Annotated in this window: 11 protein-coding genes and 1 CRISPR repeat array; of the genes, 8 read left to right on the top strand and 3 right to left on the bottom strand. The window is 67.7% G+C overall.

What is annotated here, in order from left to right; translation table 11 throughout:
- Positions 1 to 30: 30 nt before the first annotated feature.
- On the bottom strand, positions 31 to 654 hold the full coding sequence (locus SRAH_RS03905; RefSeq protein WP_029462044.1) for a DUF6806 family protein: 624 nt from the start codon (positions 652 to 654) through the stop codon (positions 31 to 33).
- Positions 655 to 880: 226 nt separating this feature from the next.
- Here SRAH_RS03905 and SRAH_RS03900 point away from each other — a divergent pair, with 226 nt between their 5' ends.
- The gene (locus SRAH_RS03900; protein WP_029462043.1) at positions 881 to 1,156 is read left to right on the top strand and encodes an oxidative damage protection protein; all 276 of its coding nucleotides are present in this window, start codon (positions 881 to 883) and stop codon (positions 1,154 to 1,156) included.
- Between the two features lie 27 nt (positions 1,157 to 1,183).
- Positions 1,184 to 2,443 (top strand): FAD-dependent 5-carboxymethylaminomethyl-2-thiouridine(34) oxidoreductase MnmC1, encoded by a 1,260-nt coding sequence (gene mnmC1 / locus SRAH_RS03895; protein WP_232840982.1) that lies wholly within the window; start codon positions 1,184 to 1,186, stop codon positions 2,441 to 2,443.
- Here the strand turns inward: mnmC1 and SRAH_RS03890 are convergent.
- Positions 2,421 to 4,301 carry a PHA/PHB synthase family protein gene (locus SRAH_RS03890; RefSeq protein WP_052369076.1) on the bottom strand — a complete coding sequence of 627 codons (1,881 nt, stop codon included), beginning with the start codon at positions 4,299 to 4,301 and terminating at the stop codon, positions 2,421 to 2,423. The two genes, mnmC1 and SRAH_RS03890, sit on opposite strands and share 23 nt — an antisense overlap.
- 259 nt (positions 4,302 to 4,560) lie before the next feature.
- On the opposite strand from SRAH_RS03890, the gene SRAH_RS03885 reads away from it, so the two are divergent.
- The 6 genes from SRAH_RS03885 (at position 4,561) to SRAH_RS03860 (ending at position 11,542) form a co-directional block, all read left to right on the top strand.
- Positions 4,561 to 6,390 carry a nitrite/sulfite reductase gene (locus SRAH_RS03885; protein ID WP_029462040.1) on the top strand — a complete coding sequence of 610 codons (1,830 nt, stop codon included), beginning with the start codon at positions 4,561 to 4,563 and terminating at the stop codon, positions 6,388 to 6,390.
- A 28-nt stretch (positions 6,391 to 6,418) separates the two neighbouring features.
- A complete protein-coding gene (locus tag SRAH_RS03880) occupies positions 6,419 to 6,847 on the top strand; it encodes a DUF934 domain-containing protein (protein WP_029462039.1) in 429 nt (142 codons plus the stop codon).
- Complete coding sequence (cysD, locus tag SRAH_RS13115) at positions 6,844 to 8,556, top strand: sulfate adenylyltransferase subunit CysD (protein WP_076606979.1); 1,713 nt, start codon at positions 6,844 to 6,846, stop codon at positions 8,554 to 8,556. The genes SRAH_RS03880 and cysD overlap by 4 nt, the downstream gene beginning before the upstream one ends.
- A complete protein-coding gene (locus tag SRAH_RS03870) occupies positions 8,556 to 9,890 on the top strand; it encodes a sulfate adenylyltransferase subunit 1 (protein ID WP_029462037.1) in 1,335 nt (444 codons plus the stop codon). Before cysD ends, SRAH_RS03870 begins: the two co-directional genes overlap by 1 nt.
- Before the next feature lie 112 nt (positions 9,891 to 10,002).
- Positions 10,003 to 10,332 carry a ferredoxin FdxA gene (gene fdxA / locus SRAH_RS03865; protein ID WP_029462036.1) on the top strand — a complete coding sequence of 110 codons (330 nt, stop codon included), beginning with the start codon at positions 10,003 to 10,005 and terminating at the stop codon, positions 10,330 to 10,332.
- A 49-nt stretch (positions 10,333 to 10,381) separates the two neighbouring features.
- Positions 10,382 to 11,542 (top strand): NAD(P)/FAD-dependent oxidoreductase, encoded by a 1,161-nt coding sequence (locus SRAH_RS03860; RefSeq protein ID WP_029462035.1) that lies wholly within the window; start codon positions 10,382 to 10,384, stop codon positions 11,540 to 11,542.
- An 81-nt stretch (positions 11,543 to 11,623) separates the two neighbouring features.
- Here SRAH_RS03860 and SRAH_RS03855 read toward each other — a convergent pair whose 3' ends face one another.
- Positions 11,624 to 12,550, bottom strand: a complete 927-nt coding sequence (locus tag SRAH_RS03855; protein WP_029462034.1) for an LD-carboxypeptidase — start codon at positions 12,548 to 12,550, stop codon at positions 11,624 to 11,626.
- A gap of 67 nt (positions 12,551 to 12,617) precedes the next feature.
- Positions 12,618 to 18,888: direct repeats of the CRISPR family, unit length 29 nt; unit sequence CGGTTCATCCCCGCGCGAGCGGGGAACAC.

The raw sequence follows: 18,888 nt of genomic DNA, 5'->3' as shown, positions 1-18,888 counted from the left end.
CCCCACGGCTGGGGGCCCTTACTCAAAAGCTCAATGCAGATGGCGCGGCTTGCGCGGCCCGCCGTGCCCGCCGCTGGGGCCGGAGCCGCGCGGCGGGCGGCCCAGTTGCATCGAGCTCACCAGCGAGTCGAAGCGGCTGCTAAACAGGCGGTCGATCGAGGCCACCACGTCGCCCAGCTCGGAGGCGTCAAAGTGGCGCTCCATCAGGTTGACCACGTCTTGCACCAGCAAATCGCGCTGCACCTGCATGATGGCCGCAGGCGTGGGGCCCACAAAGCACAGCACGAAGTCGTCGCGCGCCTCTTCGTCTTCGGGGGCGTCTTCTTCATCGAACTCGATGTCGTAGAACGACACTTCGAGCGCGGCGCCGGTGGCGGCAATCTCGTTGAGGCCCATGCAGGCTTCGTCGATGGCGAGTCGAAAATCTTCATCGCCTTCGAGGGTCCAGCAAATCTGCAACACGCGCTCTTTGGCCTCGAAGCGAATGCCGGGCTCTTCTTCGTACTGGCTGGCCGCGGCGTCAACCAGCGAGCGCGCGCCCACGTACTTCCACAGCGGCTTGAGCGCGTCCTGGATCTGTGGGTAGTCCACCTCTTCGCGCAGGGGCACGTCGCCATGCACGTGAATCTCGAAAGGCGGGGGTTGTTGGCTCATGGTCTTGCTCGCTTCGGATGGGGGTAGCTCATGGCATTCGCAGCGCACCCCCAGCCCTTACATTAAAGCCCGATTGTAAATCCGCAAACCCTAAAGCTGGCTGGTTTCCGATACAGCCCGCCCACGAGCCTGGGCTTGCCCTAGACGCTGCGGCGCATGACCGCCAAAGCTTGGTACATTCCAAGGTTGCTGGCACCCTCACCGCACATTTTTTAAGAGCACTCCAATGGCACGCACGGTTCAATGCATCAAACTCGGCCAAGAAGCCGAGGGTTTGGATTTCCCCACCTACCCGGGCGAACTGGGTAAACGCATTTACGAGCAGGTCAGCAAACAGGCTTGGGCCGACTGGCTCAAGCACCAAACCATGCTGGTCAACGAAAACCGGCTCAATCTGGCCGATGCGCGGGCACGCCAGTACCTGGCGCGGCAGATGGAGCAGCACTTTTTTGGTTCCGGGGCCGACCAGGCCGCGGGCTACGTGCCCCCCAGCCCACGCTAAACGGCCCCAGCACGGCAAGGCCGCAAGGTGTCCACTCCGGTAGGCGCGCCCGCTGCTGCGGCGCCCCCGTACGCTGCGCTGCTCGAACTCCCGCGCCGCGCCGTGGTGGTGGGGGCTGGCTTGGCCGGTTCGGCAGCTGCCTACAGCCTGGCGCAGCGCGGCTGGCGGGTGCAGGTGCTCGACGCCGCTGTTGCCCCAGCCGCCGGGGCCTCGGCCTTGCCGGCGGGCTTGGTGGCCCCGCACGTGTCCCCCGACGACGCGCCGCTGTCGCGCATCAGCCGCGCTGGGGTGAGCACCACCCTGGCGCGTTTGGCCGCTCTGCTGCCCGCGGGCACCGACTGGGCCGCCACGGGTGTACTTGAGCGCCGGGTCGAGCATGCACGCGCCTTGCCACCTTGCGCCCCTGGCAGCCCCAATCCAATGGACGGTTGGAGCGTGGAGGCCAGCCCCGAACGCTTGGCCCAAGCGCAGCTCGACCAACTGCAACCCGCCACCAGCGCCCTGTGGCACCCTTGTGGCGCGTGGATGCGGCCTGCGCGGCTGGTGCAAGCCCAGTTGGCGCAGCCCGGCATTGAGTGGCGTGGGGCTTGCGCGGTTGCACGCCTGCAGCCCACGCCCGAGGGCTGGGCGCTGTTCGACGCCCACGGGCAGACCTTGGCCCAAGCGCCGCTGGTGGTGCTGGCGGCCGGCTTTTCCGTGCGCGGACTGCTTGCAAGCGCCGATGGGGCAGGCACCCAGCCAAGCACCGAGTCAGGCAGCCCCCTGCCCCTGCACGCCTTGCGTGGCCAAGTGAGTTGGGGCGCGCTGAACGAGCTACCGGCAGCGGCACGCGCTGCCCTGCCGCCATGGCCGGTAAATGGCTACGGCAGCTTTTTACATGGCATGGACGGCCCCAGCGGCGCGCCGATGTGGATCGTGGGCTCCACCTTCGAGCGCGGCAACACCTCGGCGGCCGTGACGGCGGCCGACCACGCCGCCAACCAGGCGCGCTTGCAGCGCCTGCTGCCGCGCTTGGGCACGCTGATGCAGCCCGCTTTCCAAGCCGCCCAAGGTTGGGCCGCCGTGCGCTGCACCCTGCCCGACCGGCTGCCCGCCGTGGGGGTGCTGGACGCCGTGCGCTGGCCCGGGCTGCACGTGCTCACCGGGCTGGGCGCGCGCGGCCTGACGCTGTCGGTGCTGGCTGGCGAGGTGCTGGCGGCGCAGTTGCACGGCGAGACGTGGCCGCTGGAGCCACGGCTGGCGCAGATGCTGCTGGCGCAGCGCTTCAGTCGCCGTAGCAAACCCTGACATTCTGGCCCGGTGCGGCGCCCAAATCCGGGTCGTGCACGGGCATGCGCGCCGCCACCTGGCGTCCGCTGCCTTGTTCGCCCAGCCACTGGCTCCAGGCCGGCCACCAACTGCCCTCGAAACGCGGCGCCTGTGCCAGCCACTCGTCGGGCGTGCGCCAAGTCTGGTGCGCGGAGCTGTGCAGGCTATGGTAGTGGCGGCGCGGGCGCCCCGGCTCCGAGACGATGCCCGCGTTGTGCCCGCCATTGGTGAGCACAAAAGTAACGTCGCCCGACACCAGCCGGTGCACCTTGTACACCGAACGCCATGGTGCCACGTGGTCTTTGACGGTGCCGACGGCCAGCACCGGGATGCGGATGTCGCGCAGCGAGATTGGGCGCCCCTCGTAGAGGTAGCGCCCTTCGGCCAGATCGTTGTTCAAATAACAACCGCGCAGGTACTGGCTGTGCATCACCGCCGGCAAACGGGTGACGTCGGCGTTCCAGAGCATGAGGTCGTTGGGCAAGTCCTGCTCACCCAGCAACCAACGCCGGGTCTGATTGGACCAGACCAAATCGCGCGAATTCAGGAACTGAAACGAGGCCGCCATTTGCTTGCCGGTCAGGAAACCCTTGCTGGCCATCACGTCTTCGAGCAGGCGCACCTGCGCCTCGTCGATCAGCACCCCCATGTCGCCCGGCTCGGTGTAGTCCACCTCGGCGGCCAGCAGGCTCAGGCTGGCCAAAGGCAATTGGGGGTCTTGCGCATCGTGCGTGCTCAGCACCGCATCGCCCCCGGCCAGCGCCGCTGCCGCAATCGCCGCAAAGGTGCCCCCTAGGCAGTAGCCGACCAGGTGCACCGCTTCGTGGTCGCGCGAGTGGATGAAATCGAGCGCCGCCAACACGCCATCGCGCACGTAATCGTCCATGCCCAGCAAGGCGTCGTTTTCATCGGGGTTGTGCCACGACACAATGTGCACCGTGTGCCCCTGCCCCACCAGCCAGCGCACCATCGAGTTGTGTGGCGACAAGTCGAGGATGTAGTACTTCATGATGCACGAGGGGATGATCAGCACCGGCTCGGCCTGCACCTGGGGCGTGCTGGGGCGGTACTGGATCAGCTCGATCAGGTTGTTGCGCAGCACCACCTCTCCCTCGGTCATGGCCAGGCCGCGGCCTACGCCCAACTCGGCGCCATGGGGGCGCAACGCCGGCAGGCCTTTTTGCTGGCGCCATTCGTCGAAGGCCATGCCCATGCCGCGCAGCAGGGTCTGGCCGCCGCTGTGCCATGCCGCCTGCAGCGCCTGTGGGTTGCTCCAGAGCCAGTTGCTGGGTGAGGCCAGATCGAGCAACTGACGACCATAAAAATGCATCTGGTGGCGGCTGTGGTCTTGCATGCCGCGCAGGCTGCTGGCCTCTTGCCACCACTTTTCGTTCACGATGTTGGCCGTTGCGAGCGCCCGCCAAGGCCAGTTGTGCCACTCGGGGGCGCTAAAGCGGCTGTCGTCATCGAGCATTGCATCGAAGGGATTGACGGCGGCCGCATCGGGCTGTGGCGCTGGGTTTGGCAGGGGCGTTGGGCTTGGCTGAACGGCCTGCGCGCAGTCTTGTGTCCAGCGCATGCCTTGCTCGACCGCACGACGCGCCAAGCGCGCCTGCGAGCCGGGAGACGACGCCAGATGCAGCGCCCAATCGGTCCAAGCCAAGGCGAGCGAAATCGGCGAGACGCCAGCGGCCCAATGGGCCATCTGGGTCATGGCTTGCGCGTCCAGGGCCGCCGCGCTGCGAGCGGCCACGGCTTCGCTGGCCCCGCGCCGGTCGTGCGCCGGCAGCGTGCTGCCTTGCGGGTGTAGGGTTTCGGTTCGGCTCATGGTGTTCATGGTTTGCAAATTAGCAGGGTCTGATGACGAAACGATGTCGGCCTCTAGACCGTCCGCGGCAATCAACGCCTCTCGCTGCGGTGACGGCCAACCCAGCCCGCAGGCCAATGAGGCCATTATGGCCCCGTCCAACACAGCACCGCTCATAACCAAAAGCTACAGTCCAATAAAAAAACTATAGTTTGAGTTTATTAAGAATACGCATAAAGTCGCCCGCATGCCGCTTCAACGGCCATTCACCCTTCATGCCAGCGCCTCCATGTACTCTTACACCGATTTCGACCGCCAGTTCATCCGCCAGCGCGCGGCCCAGTTCCGCGACCAGTGGCAGCGGCACCGCGACGGCGCGCTCTCGGACGAGGCCTTTCGGCCGCTGCGGCTGCAAAACGGCTGGTACATCCAGCGCCACGCGCCCATGCTGCGCGTGGCCGTGCCCTACGGCGAGCTCTCCAGCGCGCAGGTGCGGGTGCTGGCGCGCATTGCACGCGAGTACGACCAGCCCGGAGCGGCGGTGTTCCAAGGGGCCGTGGCGGCGCAGAACCGGCTGGGCGCGGTGCAACTGCGCGACGGCCGCGCCATCGCCAGCCGCCTGCCCACCGGCTACGGCCACTTCACCACGCGCCAGAACGTGCAGTTCAACTGGATCGCGCTCGACCATGCGCCCGAGGTGATGGATCTGCTGGCCAGCGTCGACATGCACGGCATCCAAACCAGCGGCAACTGCATCCGCAACATCAGCACCGACGCGCTGGCCGGCATCGCGCCGGACGAAGTGGCCGATCCGCGCCCCTATGCCGAAATCCTGCGCCAGTGGAGCACGCTGCACCCCGAGTTCGCCTTTCTGCCGCGCAAGTTCAAGGTGGCCATCGTTGGCGCACTGGAAGACCGGGCCGCGCTGCACTGGCACGACGTGGGGCTGCAACTGCGCCGCAACGCGGCCGGTGCGCTGGGCTTTACGGTGCTGGTGGGCGGCGGCATGGGGCGCACGCCGGTGCTGGCCAGCACCATTTGCGATTTTTTGCCCTGGGATCAACTGCTCAACTACCTGGAAGCGCTGGTGCGCATCTACAACGCCTGGGGCCGGCGCGACAATATGTACAAATCGCGCATCAAGATTTTGGTGCGCGCCCAAGGGCAGCGTTTTTTCGACGAGGTGCAGGCCGAGTACCAGCGCATCGTGCTGCAAGACGGGGCCCCGCACACCATCAGCGTGGCTGAATTGGAGCGCGTGAGCGCCTGCTTTGCGCCCCCGGCGCGCCTAGGCAGCGAACCCTGTGCCGACGACCGCGTGGCGCGGCTGCTGCGCCTGAGCGCTGAGGACGACCTCGAGTTCGAGCGCTGGCTGCAGCGCAACGTGCACGCGCACCAAAACCCGGCGCTGCGCGCCGTCACGCTCTCGTTCAAGCGCCTGGGCCAAGCCCCGGGCGACGCCAGCGCCAGCCAGCTCGACGCCGTGGCCGAACTGGCCGACCGCTACAGCGCGGGCGAAGTGCGCGTGACGCACCAGCAAAACCTGCTGCTGCCCTGGGTGCGCTGCGAGGAACTGCCCGAGCTCTGGCGCGCCGCGCGCCGCCTTGGGTTGGCGCAAGCGCACATCGGGCTGCTCACCGACCTCATCGCCTGCCCCGGCGGCGACTTTTGCGACCTCGCCAACGCGCGCTCGCTCACCATCGCCGAGGCCCTCACGCAGCGCTACCAAGACCTGGACGAACTGCACGACCTCGGGCCGATCGACCTGCACCTGAGCGGCTGCATCAACTCCTGCGGCCACCACCACAGCGGCCACATCGGCATCTTGGGCGTGGACAAAGACGGCCAAGAGTGGTACCAGATCGCCCTGGGCGGCTCCGACGGCTCGCGCTTAAGCGGCGCCCCCGCGGCCGGCAAGGTGCTGGGGCCGGCCTTCACCGCCAGCGAGGTCTGCGACGCGATCGAGGCGATTTTGGAAACCTACCAGGAACTGCGCGCGCCGGGCGAGCGCTTTTTGCAGGCCCTGCACCGCCTCGGCCACGAGCCCTTCAAGGCCGCCGCCAACGCGGTGCGCGTGGCCACCGCACGCAGCCTAGAACAGGCCGCCGAGGCACTTTGATCACCACTCCCGAGCTGATTTTTCTCCCATGAAACTCTTGACCCCACACGAGGCCGAAGCGGCCCCGGCCGACGCCGCTGGCGTGCTCACGCTGGCACCGGATTTCGAGCTGCTGCCCCATCCCCTTTCGGGTGCGCAAGCGCTCGACCTGCAAGGCGTGCAGCGCATCGACTTGCAGTTCCCCAAGTTCACCGACGGCCGCGCCTACAGCCAGGCGGTGCTGCTGCGCCGGCGTTTGGGCTACCGGGGCCTGCTGCGCGCCACCGGCGAGGTGCTGATCGACCAGTTGCTGCAGCTGCAGCGCTGCGGTTTTGACGAAGCGCTGCTGCGCGCCGACCAGAACCCGACCCACGGCCAGCGCCTGCTGCAGCAGTTTGGCGGTTTTTACCAAGGCGACGCGCAGCAGCCGCTGCCGCGCTTTGCCGCCACCCCCACCGCCACTGGAGCGCACCCATGAGCAATGCCCAACTGGCCCTGCAGCAGGCCCAGCCCAGCGCCGATTTCGAGGCCAAGCTGGCGCGCAGCCGCGCCCTGCTGCAACAAGCCGCCCACGAATGCCAGCCGCTGGTGCAAGCCTCCAGCCTGGGGGCCGAAGACGTGGTGATTCGGCACCTGATCGAAACCCTGCAACTGCCGATCCCGATGTGCGTGCTCGACACCGGCGCCCTGCACCCCGAGACGCTGGAACTGCTGGCACGCACCCAAGCCCGTGCGGCGCCGTCGGCAACCCAGCCCTCCGTGCAACCCGTGCACATCTACCGCCCGCAGCCCGGCACCGCCGAGGCCTTCGTGGAGCGCGAAGGCCCCGACGCCATGCGCCGCAGCGTGGCGCTGCGCCAGGCCTGCTGCGCCATCCGCAAAGTCGAGCCGCTGCGCCGGGCGCTGCAGGGCCAGCGGGCTTGGGTGACGGGTTTGCGGCGCGAACAATCCGCCACCCGCGCCGAGGTGCCCCCAATCGACCGCAGCGACCTCGACCCCGCGCGCGCCGATCGGCCCAGCGCCGGGCTGCTGCAGTTCAACCCGCTGGCCGACTGGACTTGGGGCGATGTCTGGCACCACATCGCCCGCCACAACCTCGACTACAACCCGCTGCACGACCGCTTCTACCCCAGCATCGGCTGCGCACCCTGCACCCGCGCCGTGAGCGTGGGGGAAGATTTTCGTGCCGGACGCTGGTGGTGGGAGCAAGACGGCGCCAAAGAATGCGGCCTGCATGCAGCCACGGAAAGCGCGCTGCATTCCGCCACACCGCATACCGCCCCGCCCCAGCTCGACAACAGCCAGCTCGACGCGCTGGAAGAAGAAACCATCTTCATCCTGCGTGAAGTTGCCGCCGCCTTCGAGCGCCCGGCGCTGCTGTTTTCCGGCGGCAAAGACTCGCTGGTGTTGCTGCGCTGCGCCGAAAAAGCCTTTGGCCGCGGCCGCCTGCCCTACCCGCTGCTGATGATCGACACCGGCCACAACTTCCCCGAGGTGCTGGCCTTCCGAGACCAGCGCGCCCACGAGCTCGGGGCCGATCTGATCGTGCGCCGGGTGGAAGACTCGATGGCGCGTGGCAGCGTGCGGCTGACGCATCCGGGGCAGAGCCGCAACGCGCACCAGTCGGTCACGCTGCTGGAGGCAATCGACGAATTCCGCTTCGACGCCCTGATCGGCGGCGCCCGGCGCGACGAAGAAAAGGCACGCGCCAAAGAGCGCCTGTTTAGCCACCGCGACGCCTTCGGCCAGTGGCAGCCCAAAGCACAGCGCCCCGAACTCTGGCACCTCTACAACACCCGGCTGCAACCGGGCGAGCATTTCCGCGTGTTCCCGATCAGCAACTGGACCGAGATCGACGTCTGGCAGTACATCGAGCGCGAGCGCATCGCCCTGCCCAGCCTGTACTACGCGCACCCACGCCAGGTGGTGCAGCGCCGCGGCCTGCTGGTGCCCGTGACCGATCTCACCCCGCCGCAGCCGGGCGAGGAAGTGATCGAATGCAGCGTGCGCTTTCGCACCGTGGGCGACATCACCTGCACCTGCCCGGTTGCCAGCACGGCGGCCACGGCGGGGCAGATTGTGGCCGAGACCCTCAACGCCCAGTTGAGCGAACGCGGCGCCACCCGCATGGACGACCAAACCAGCGAGGCCTCGATGGAAAAACGCAAACTCGAAGGATATTTTTAATGGATGCCCTGCGCTTTATCACCTGCGGCTCGGTTGACGACGGCAAGAGCACCCTCATCGGCCGCCTGCTGCTCGACAGCAAAGCGGTGCTGCAAGACCACCTGGCCGGCGTCACGCAGCACAGCGCCAGCGCGGGCGAGCAGATCGACCTAGCGCGCCTGACCGACGGCCTGATCGCCGAGCGCGAGCAAGGCATCACCATCGACGTGGCCTACCGCTACTTCAGCAGCGAGCGACGCAAGTTCATCATCGGCGACGCGCCGGGGCACGAGCAGTACACGCGCAACATGGTCACGGCCGCCTCCAGCGCCGACGCCGCCGTGCTGCTGGTCGATGCCACCAAGCTCGACTGGCAGCGCCCCGACCTGCCGCTGCTGGCGCAAACGCGCCGCCACGCCCTGCTCTGCCACCTGCTGCGCGTGCCCAGCCTGGTGTTTGCCGTCAACAAGCTCGATGCGGTGGCCGATGCGGCGCTGGCCTTTGAGCACATCCGCGCCGCCTTGCAGCGCTTTGCCGAGCAGGCCGGACTGGCCGTACACGCCGTGCTGCCGATTTCGGCGCTCAAGGGCTGGAACGTGGTTGATCGCGGCCACCTGCATGAGGGCTGGTGCGGCTACCACGGCCCCACCTTGCTCGAAGTGCTGGAGCACTTGCCCAACACCGCCCCGCCGCCCGAGGCCGCGCTGGCCTTCCCGGTGCAGTGGGTAGAAAAACCCGGCGCGGCCGATGTGGGGACTGGTGCGGCTGGCGCGGATGGCGCCACAGTAGCGTCCCCAAGCGGGCGGCGCGTCTTTTGGGGCCGGGTTGCCGCCGGGCGCATCCAGGCAGGCGACGAAGTGCAGGTCTTCCCCAGCGGCCAGCGCGCCCGCGTGGTGCAGGTGCTCAACCGCTGCCGCGAGCCACAGGCCGTGGCGGCGGGCCACAGCGCCGGCGTGCTGCTGGAGCGCGAGCTCGACGTGTCGCGCGGCGACTGGCTGCTGGCCAGTGCCCCCACGGCAGCCCCAGCCGCCATCCCCTACCCGGCGCACCAGCACCTGAGCGCCACCGTGGCGTGGCTTGACGACGAAGCGCTGCAGCCCGGCCGCCTATACTGGGCGCTGCACCAGCACCGCTGGGTCAAGGCCAAGGTGCTGCGCGTGCTGCACCGGCTCGACATCCACACCCTGGAGCAAGAAGATGCCGAGCGGCTGGAGGCCAACGCCATCGGCCGCGTCGAACTGCAGTTGCAGGCCCCCTTGCCGACCGTGGCCTACGCGCAGTCGCGCGCGCTGGGGGCGCTGATTTTGGTTGACAGCGCCAGCCACCGCACCGCTGCGGCTGTGCTGCTGGATTGAGATTCGGCGGGCCTTGACCTCTATCAAAGCAGGGCATGAGCCCAGCCGCGCTTTCAAGCCCTAAAATCGCCCTTCCACCCTCCCCCCTGACCGCGCCCCGAGTCTCCGAGCCATGACCCACGTTGTTACCGAAGCCTGCATCGCCTGCAAATACACCGACTGCGTCGATGTCTGCCCCGTGGATTGTTTCCGCGAAGGCCCCAACTTCCTCACCATCGACCCCGACGAGTGCATCGACTGCGCCGTCTGCATCCCCGAATGCCCGGTGAGCGCCATCTACGCCGAAGAAGACCTGCCGCGCGACCAGCAGCACATGATCGCCCTCAACGCCGAACTGGCGCGGCTGCCGGGCTGGAAAAGCATCACCAAACGCAAGACCCCGCTGCCCGACGCCGACGACCACAAAGACATGACCGGCAAACTGCCGCTGCTCAAACGCTGAAGCGCTCCGAGCGGCTGCCCCGGCCTTCACCGCCCCGATCGGCACCCCCTTGAACCCCGCCGCCGCACCGCCGCCGCCCATCGAGACCGAGGCCCTGATCATCGGTGCCGGTCCGGCGGCCCTGTTTCTGGCCTTCCAGCTCGGGCTGCAAGAGATCGCCTGCCAGCTGGTCGATGTGCTGCCCGCACCCGGCGGCCAGTGCCACGCGCTCTACCCCGACAAACCCATTTACGACCTGCCCGGCCTGCCGGTGTGCAGCGGGCGCGAGCTCACCGAGCGCCTGCTGCAGCAGTTGCGCCCCTTCAACCCACCGCTGCACTTGGGTCAGCTCGTGAGCGGCTTGCAGCGCCTGCCCGACGGGCGCTGGCAGTTGCGCAGCAGTGTCAGCGGTGACGGCGGCAACAGCGAGCAGGAGTGGATCGCGCCGCTGGTGTTCATCGCCGCCGGCGTGGGGGCGTTTTTGCCGCGCAAGGAATCCGTGGCGGGCCTAGAGCCCTTCGAGCGCGGCCCATCTGCGCAGGTTTGCTACCACGGCCTGCCCGCCGCTGCCGCTGCGGCGCAGCACATCGTGGTGCATGGGGGCGATGCCGCAGCCGTGGAACTGGCGCTGGAGTTGGCGCCCCCCCCAAGCGCAGGCGCATCCGGTCGCGTCACCCTGCTGCACCGCAGCCCGCGCTTCCAAATCGAGCCCGCCTTGCAAGGCGCGTTGGAGCAGGCGCTGGCCCAAGGCAGGCTGCAACTGGTGCTCGGCCAGCCGGTGGGCTTGGACTGCGGCCCGGCGGCCAATCTGGCACAAGCGCCCGAACCCGCGCCGCAGGATGCAAGGCCAGCCCTGCAAGCCCTGCATTTGGCCACCCCCGGCGACGGCCACGCCACCCTGCCCTGCGACTTGCTGCTGCCGCGCCTGGGCTTAAGCCCCAAACTCGGCCCGCTGGCCGACTGGGGGCTGGCGCTGGAGCGCAAACACCTGCCGGTGGACAGCGCCACCATGGCCACCACCGAGCCCGGTCTGTTTGCCGTGGGCGACATCAACCACTACCCCGGCAAGCGCAAACTGATCGTCTGCGCCTTCCACGAAGCCACCCTGGCCGCCTTCGCCGCCGCCGCGCTGCTGCGCCCCGGCCAGCGCCAGTTGCTGCAATACACCACCACCAGCCCGCGCTTGCAGCAGTTGCTGGGGGTGGCGGGGGCATCGGCTGCGGCGGGTTAATCCTTTCCCGCTTGACCTTTTTCGTCTAGCCAAACGAGGGGTCAAACCACGCACACCGTTGGCATTGGGTGCGTTGCTTGTTCAACCCCAAAACAGCAGGCAGTCGCGCCCCTGCACCAGCAACTGCACCGGTCGGCCCAGCGGCAGCAGCACCTTGGTCGGCACGTGGCCAAAAGGCAGTCCGGTGAGCACCGGCACGCTCACCTGGCTGCGCAACCACTGCAGCACGCTGGCCAGCTTGTAGCCGCGGTCGTGCGGCGTCAGTTGGTAGCGGTTGAAGGCGCCCAGCACGATGGCGCGCTGGCGCTGCAACAGCCCGGCGTGCAGCAACTGGCTGAGCATGCGCTCGATGCGATAGGGGTGTTCGCCCACGTCTTCGAGGAACAAGATGCCGCCATCGATGGCGGGCAGGTAGGGGGTGCCCACGAGGCTGCAGAGCACCGACAGGTTGCCCCCCCACAGCGCAGCGGCCTCGACCGACCAGCCCTCGGCCTGGGCCAGCTCGGGGTGGGCGCGCAAATCGGCCGCCGGCAAGCGCCAGCCGCTGCCCTCGCCCACCCCGGCGCACAAATCTTCGAAGCAGGCTTGCATGATTTCGTCGGGCGGCCCAGGCGCGGCCCAGTCTTCCAGCAGGGCCGGGCCGGCCCAGGTGCTGCCCCCGGTTTGCGCCAGCACGGCCAGTTGCAAGGCCGTGAAATCGCTCAAGCCCACCCAGGCGCTGCCGCGCTCGATCGAGCTTTGAATGGCCGCATAGGGCAGGCTGGGCAGCAGCCGCGTCAGGCCGTAACCGCCACGGGTGGTGAGCAGCACCTCGGCCCGGCTGGCGGCGGCGCGGCCGATGGCAGCCAGGCGCGTGGCGTCGTCGCCGGCAAAGCGCTGCGCGCTGACCAGCGCGTCGGGGTCGATTTCCACCTCATGGCCCAAGGCCTGCAGGCGTTTGACGGCGCGCTTAAAACCGGGCCGGTCGCGCACGGCCCCGCTGGGGGAATACACATAGAGATGGCTCATGGGGGCTGATTATGCGTTGGGCCATGCCAGCTAGCAGCCTGCCGGACTTGGGGCTACATCCGCAGCACGGTTCATCCCTGCGCGAGCGGGGAACACATCAGAGGTCTAACAACTGCTGAATCCAAACACGGTTCATCCCCGCGCGAGCGGGGAACACTCCCCCCGGCACCGCTCGCGGGTGAGGCGGGACGGTTCATCCCCGCGCGAGCGGGGAACACGGGCTGAGGATCAGCGAAGGCAAGAGCGATTGCGGTTCATCCCCGCGCGAGCGGGGAACACAAGAACAGCAGCCCAGAGAATTTTGACAAACTCGGTTCATCCCCGCGCGAGCGGGGAACACGACGTGCTTGAGGTTGCGGGGCCAGCGGGCGACGGTTCATCCCCGCGCGAGCGGGGAACACGTCACCCACAGGCCCGCGCCCGTCTGCGTGACCGGTTCATCCCCGCGCGAGCGGGGAACACTTTGTTGCTCACGGCGGCATTTAACCCTACCCCGGTTCATCCCCGCGCGAGCGGGGAACACACACCGCACCGACGTCTGGCCCATGCTGCCCGCGGTTCATCCCCGCGCGAGCGGGGAACACAGCGCCACCTCGCCGGTGCGGCCTTGGCGGTTCGGTTCATCCCCCCGCGAGCGGGGAACACCAAGTCGCGCGCCGCTGCCAGTGCGGCCCGGTCGGTTCATCCCCGCGCGAGCGGGGAACACGATCTGTGGGCGGCAGGTCGGTCATGGTGTACCGGTTCATCCCCGCGCGAGCGGGGAACACCTGCTTTTCGACGCATCAACCGGGGATATTGGCGGTTCATCCCCGCGCGAGCGGGGAACACCTTCGCGCAACTTTGAGTCCGTGCGCAAAGCGCGGTTCATCCCCGCGCGAGCGGGCAACACTGTGCTGGCGCCTTTAATCAGCATCACCCGATCGGTTCATCCCCGCGCGAGCGGGGAACACCTTGCGGCCGTGGTGAATCGGCGCGCTAGGGCCGGTTCATCCCCGCGCGAGCGGGGAACACCGTGTGCCCCCCCGCCAAGCGCTTCTCCGGGTCGGTTCATCCCCGCGCGAGCGGGGAACACATCTTCTGCCTCGCGGCGAAACTCCCGCCAAGCGGTTCATCCCCGCGCGAGCGGGGAACACGGCGCACCATCATCCTGAAGCCGCACATCAAGCGGTTCATCCCCGCGCGAGCGGGGAACACATCTTCATTTCGGTCAACCGCGATCTTGTAAGCGGTTCATCCCCGCGCGAGCGGGGAACACGGCGGAAGAAGGATTTAGGTCTGGGGGTGGTACGGTTCATCCCCGCGCGAGCGGGGAACACTCCCCTAGACATCCTCGTCAACTGTGATACCTACGGTTCATCCCCGCGCGAGCGGGGAACACTGTCGCTGTGCGCCCTAGGTGCTGCTCCACCTCGGTTCATCCCCGCGCGAGCAGGGAACACACGCCGACAAAACCGCAGTGGGCAACGCAACAGACGGTTCATCCCCGCGCGAGCGGGGAACACGATGGCCCGCAAATGGTCGAGGTGCTCCGTCGCGGTTCATCCCCGCGCGAGCGGGGAACACTGAAGTGGAAGCCATCCTAGTGCATAAGGTGACGGTTCATCCCCGCGCGAGCGGGGAACACGCCGGCGCGGGCTTGGCGGGCGCGAGCCGGTGGCGGTTCATCCCCGCGCGAGCGGGGAACACAATTTGATGTACCGAATGACGAAATACAAACACGGTTCATCCCCGCGCGAGCGGGGAACACAGGCTGAACCAAGGCGGCAATGTATGTTCCAACGGGTTCATCCCCGCGCGAGCGGGGAACACCGTGATCTGGGGCCTGCGCAAGATCATCGACCTGGTTCATCCCCGCGCGAGCGGGGAACACGGCAGTCAACCAGTCGACTTTCGCCCCGTGACCGGTTCATCCCCGCGCGAGCGGGGAACACTCCTCCTTCACCTCATGCCCCGCCTGCCGCAGCGGTTCATCCCCGCGCGAGCGGGGAACACCTCTCCTGCACTCTGACAGTGGCACGTACTGGCGGTTCATCCCCGCGCGAGCGGGGAACACGGCCAGACTGCAGCCATGGCTTGCCTCGCTGGCGGTTCATCCCCGCGCGAGCGGGGAACACATCGCTTCGCGCTGGCCCTAACGGCTGGGCGCCGGTTCATCCCCGCGCGAGCGGGGAACACACCGTTGCCATGCGTGATAGTCTCAATCCGCCCGGTTCATCCCCGCGCGAGCGGGGAACACCAGCCCGGATCGCAGCCAGCCGCTGCCGGTTGCGGTTCATCCCCGCGCGAGCGGGGAACACCACGGAGGTGCCGTAGGTGCTGGCAACCGCAACGGTTCATCCCCGCGCGAGCGGGGAACACGGTTCCGGCATCGACCAGCGGTTGCGTGATCCGCGGTTCATCCCCGCGCGAGCGGGGAACACCTCGCCGTCAACGTCCATCGGGTAGGCGTCAACGGTTCATCCCCGCGCGAGCGGGGAACACCCTGGTCAAAGACGGCGTCGAGAAGTCCAAGCCGGTTCATCCCCGCGCGAGCGGGGAACACCCGCCGACTGGCTGCTGGCCTGCGGCAAAACCCGGTTCATCCCCGCGCGAGCGGGGAACACCTTGGCAAGGCAAGGCAGGGTTTTTTGGAGGGCGGTTCATCCCCGCGCGAGCGGGGAACACCGCAGAAGACATCGCCAAATGGGAGGAGTCTGCGGTTCATCCCCGCGCGAGCGGGGAACACAATTTGAGGTGCTACTAAAGGCACAAATTCATCGGTTCATCCCCGCGCGAGCGGGGAACACTGCACCGTGTCGGCGTGGCTCTGGTCCGAGAACGGTTCATCCCCGCGCGAGCGGGGAACACCGCTCGGATGGCTTCCACTTCAACGCCGGGGCCGGTTCATCCCCGCGCGAGCGGGGAACACAGGCCCTCCGAGCCTACGAGAAAGGCCGCCAGCGGTTCATCCCCGCGCGAGCGGGGAACACGGCGCAAATAGCGTGAGCCGCCGCCTCTATTTCCGGTTCATCCCCGCGCGAGCGGGGAACACCCGCTGGGCAGGTGCCTCAAGCAGGCCGACCTACGGTTCATCCCCGCGCGAGCGGGGAACACCAACTACAGAGCGGCACGCTGCGCCTGTGCAGCGGTTCATCCCCGCGCGAGCGGGGAACACATCGTAGGCTGCACCAGCGAATCTAGGCCGATCGGTTCATCCCCGCGCGAGCGGGGAACACCCAACAGGACGCTGGACTGGTATGTAGCCCAGCGGTTCATCCCCGCGCGAGCGGGGAACACGATCTGGCAGCGCCACGTATCAGCGCTGGGTGCGGTTCATCCCCGCGCGAGCGGGGAACACCCGCCCCGCCGAGTGCTGAGCGCATCGGCGACCGGTTCATCCCCGCGCGAGCGGGGAACACCCGTTCACCCATGCGCTCAGTTCCACCGGCTCGCGGTTCATCCCCGCGCGAGCGGGGAACACGGCCCACACCTCAAGGGTGCCGCGTTCGAGCGCGGTTCATCCCCGCGCGAGCGGGGAACACGCTGCGTGGTCATGCCGCTTTTGCCCGATGCGTCGGTTCATCCCCGCGCGAGCGGGGAACACGCTGGCATCACCGAGACGCACATCTCTACCGTGCGGTTCATCCCCGCGCGAGCGGGGAACACAACTCGGCTTCGGTGTATTGCTTGAGTGCGGGCGGTTCATCCCCGCGCGAGCGGGGAACACCTGGATCGCCAGCCCCATCACTTGCGCTAGGTCGGTTCATCCCCGCGCGAGCGGGGAACACCGCTGAGCAGCGCCAACGGGCTGAAAGAAAACCGGTTCATCCCCGCGCGAGCGGGGAACACGCGGATGCGCTGCGTGCGCGTGGCGTGCGGCGACGGTTCATCCCCGCGCGAGCGGGGAACACAACTCTGCGCCGCTGGCGTGTACCACGGGCAGCGGTTCATCCCCGCGCGAGCGGGGAACACGTGCGGGTGGGGCTGGCCCATCTATTCCGCTGACGGTTCATCCCCGCGCGAGCGGGGAACACGTTCCCCAACCAAGTCGCTCCGGTTACATCGTACGGTTCATCCCCGCGCGAGCGGGGAACACAGCAACCCGGCCCGCGTAGTGCGCCCGTTTGCCGGTTCATCCCCGCGCGAGCGGGGAACACGGGCCTGCTGGGCCCTGCGGGCCGGCCAAATCAGGTTCATCCCCGCGCGAGCGGGGAACACGTTGAGCAGGTTCTGGAACGCGGTAGCTGCTGCGGTTCATCCCCGCGCGAGCGGGGAACACGGCCAGAAGCGGCAGATTTTGCAACATGGGTGCGGTTCATCCCCGCGCGAGCGGGGAACACATTATCCATCCAGCAGGACAATTTGTTGAAGGTCGGTTCATCCCCGCGCGAGCGGGGAACACGAAATGGCCGGCAGCAGCAAGATGGCCATCCACGGTTCATCCCCGCGCGAGCGGGGAACACCAGCCCCAGCGTGATAGCGCCACCCTCTACGGCGGTTCATCCCCGCGCGAGCGGGGAACACCCACTACGACCTAGGCGACCACATCAGCAACCCGGTTCATCCCCGCGCGAGCGGGGAACACAAATGATGAATGATGTAGTCTCGATCACAGACCGGTTCATCCCCGCGCGAGCGGGGAACACTTGAAGCCAAGGTACTCGCCCCTGAAATACTCCGGTTCATCCCCGCGCGAGCGGGGAACACAACGTCCAACCCGGCGGGCAGTTGAGCGCAGACGGTTCATCCCCGCGCGAGCGGGGAACACGATGTGGTCACTGCGTCGTTTCCCAGCAAGTCCGGTTCATCCCCGCGCGAGCGGGGAACACTCCAGCTTTTTCGGCTCCGGCTTGGGGAACGGCGGTTCATCCCCGCGCGAGCGGGGAACACGCTTGTCGAAAATCACCCGGCATTTTTCCGAGACGGTTCATCCCCGCGCGAGCGGGGAACACGCTCCCACTGATTGGCATACTCAGCCATGATGCGGTTCATCCCCGCGCGAGCGGGGAACACCCGCCGTCGTCGATGCATTTGGCGTAAATTGACGGTTCATCCCCGCGCGAGCGGGGAACACGCATGTAGAGCTGTATCTGCACGTAATGCTCCGGCGGTTCATCCCCGCGCGAGCGGGGAACACGGCCCGTCAGGCGGCGGCAAGACATTTGTCGTGCGGTTCATCCCCGCGCGAGCGGGGAACACCACGCTCGCATCGCCGTCGCCGTTTGCAACGTCGGTTCATCCCCGCGCGAGCGGGGAACACGGCACTCATGGTTGTCCCGTTCACATCAAGGACGGTTCATCCCCGCGCGAGCGGGGAACACGGCGATGCGCAGGTCTACGGCGATGCGCAGGTCGGTTCATCCCCGCGCGAGCGGGGAACACCGTATTCAAAGGACGCAGGGGACGCGTCATATCGGTTCATCCCCGCGCGAGCGGGGAACACTAGCTAAAGCTGTCGCCGGGCTGAGCAATACGCGGTTCATCCCCGCGCGAGCGGGGAACACGGACTCGGCACCAATACCATCGGTCAGGTCGGCGGTTCATCCCCGCGCGAGCGGGGAACACATGTAGAGCTGCATCTGCACGTAATGCTCGGGCGGTTCATCCCCGCGCGAGCGGGGAACACTGGTCTACATGGCCGGCGAGGGACACCACGGCCGGTTCATCCCCGCGCGAGCGGGGAACACCTTCGGCTGCTGGCGCCTTGGGTTTGAGACGCCGGTTCATCCCCGCGCGAGCGGGGAACACACCTCGATGCAGGGCAGGGCATCAACCGCAAGCGGTTCATCCCCGCGCGAGCGGGGAACACTCGTATGCCGCCGCCAATAAGTACGGATGCGTCGGTTCATCCCCGCGCGAGCGGGGAACACGGCCAAGGAGGGCGACGTCACAAAACTCAAGGCGGTTCATCCCCGCGCGAGCGGGGAACACGGCCGTGTCTCTAAACCCTAAGTCGCACGAGACGGTTCATCCCCGCGCGAGCGGGGAACACATCGTCAGCATGGGCTTCGGCAACGAACAGTCCGGTTCATCCCCGCGCGAGCGGGGAACACGCCTCAAGCTCAATCAGTAGCTCTATGTAATGCGGTTCATCCCCGCGCGAGCGGGGAACACAACGCGGCCTGTGCCTTAGCCACTAGCTGCGGCGGTTCATCCCCGCGCGAGCGGGGAACACATGAGCCGCGCCGTTTGCGCAGCGATGCCAGTGCGGTTCATCCCCGCGCGAGCGGGGAACACGTGCTGGGGTGCGGCGGTGTAGAGGCTGCCGACGGTTCATCCCCGCGCGAGCGGGGAACACGCAGCCCGAGTGGGGCGACCAGCTGGCGCAGGCGGTTCATCCCCGCGCGAGCGGGGAACAC

Origin of the sequence: Serpentinimonas barnesii, from assembly GCF_000696225.1 — a bacterium.
In the GTDB taxonomy this organism is placed as follows: Bacteria; Pseudomonadota; Gammaproteobacteria; order Burkholderiales; family Burkholderiaceae_C; genus Serpentinimonas; species Serpentinimonas barnesii.
Note: the sequence above shows the minus strand (reverse complement) of the source record. Positions and strands in the feature narration are given on the sequence as shown.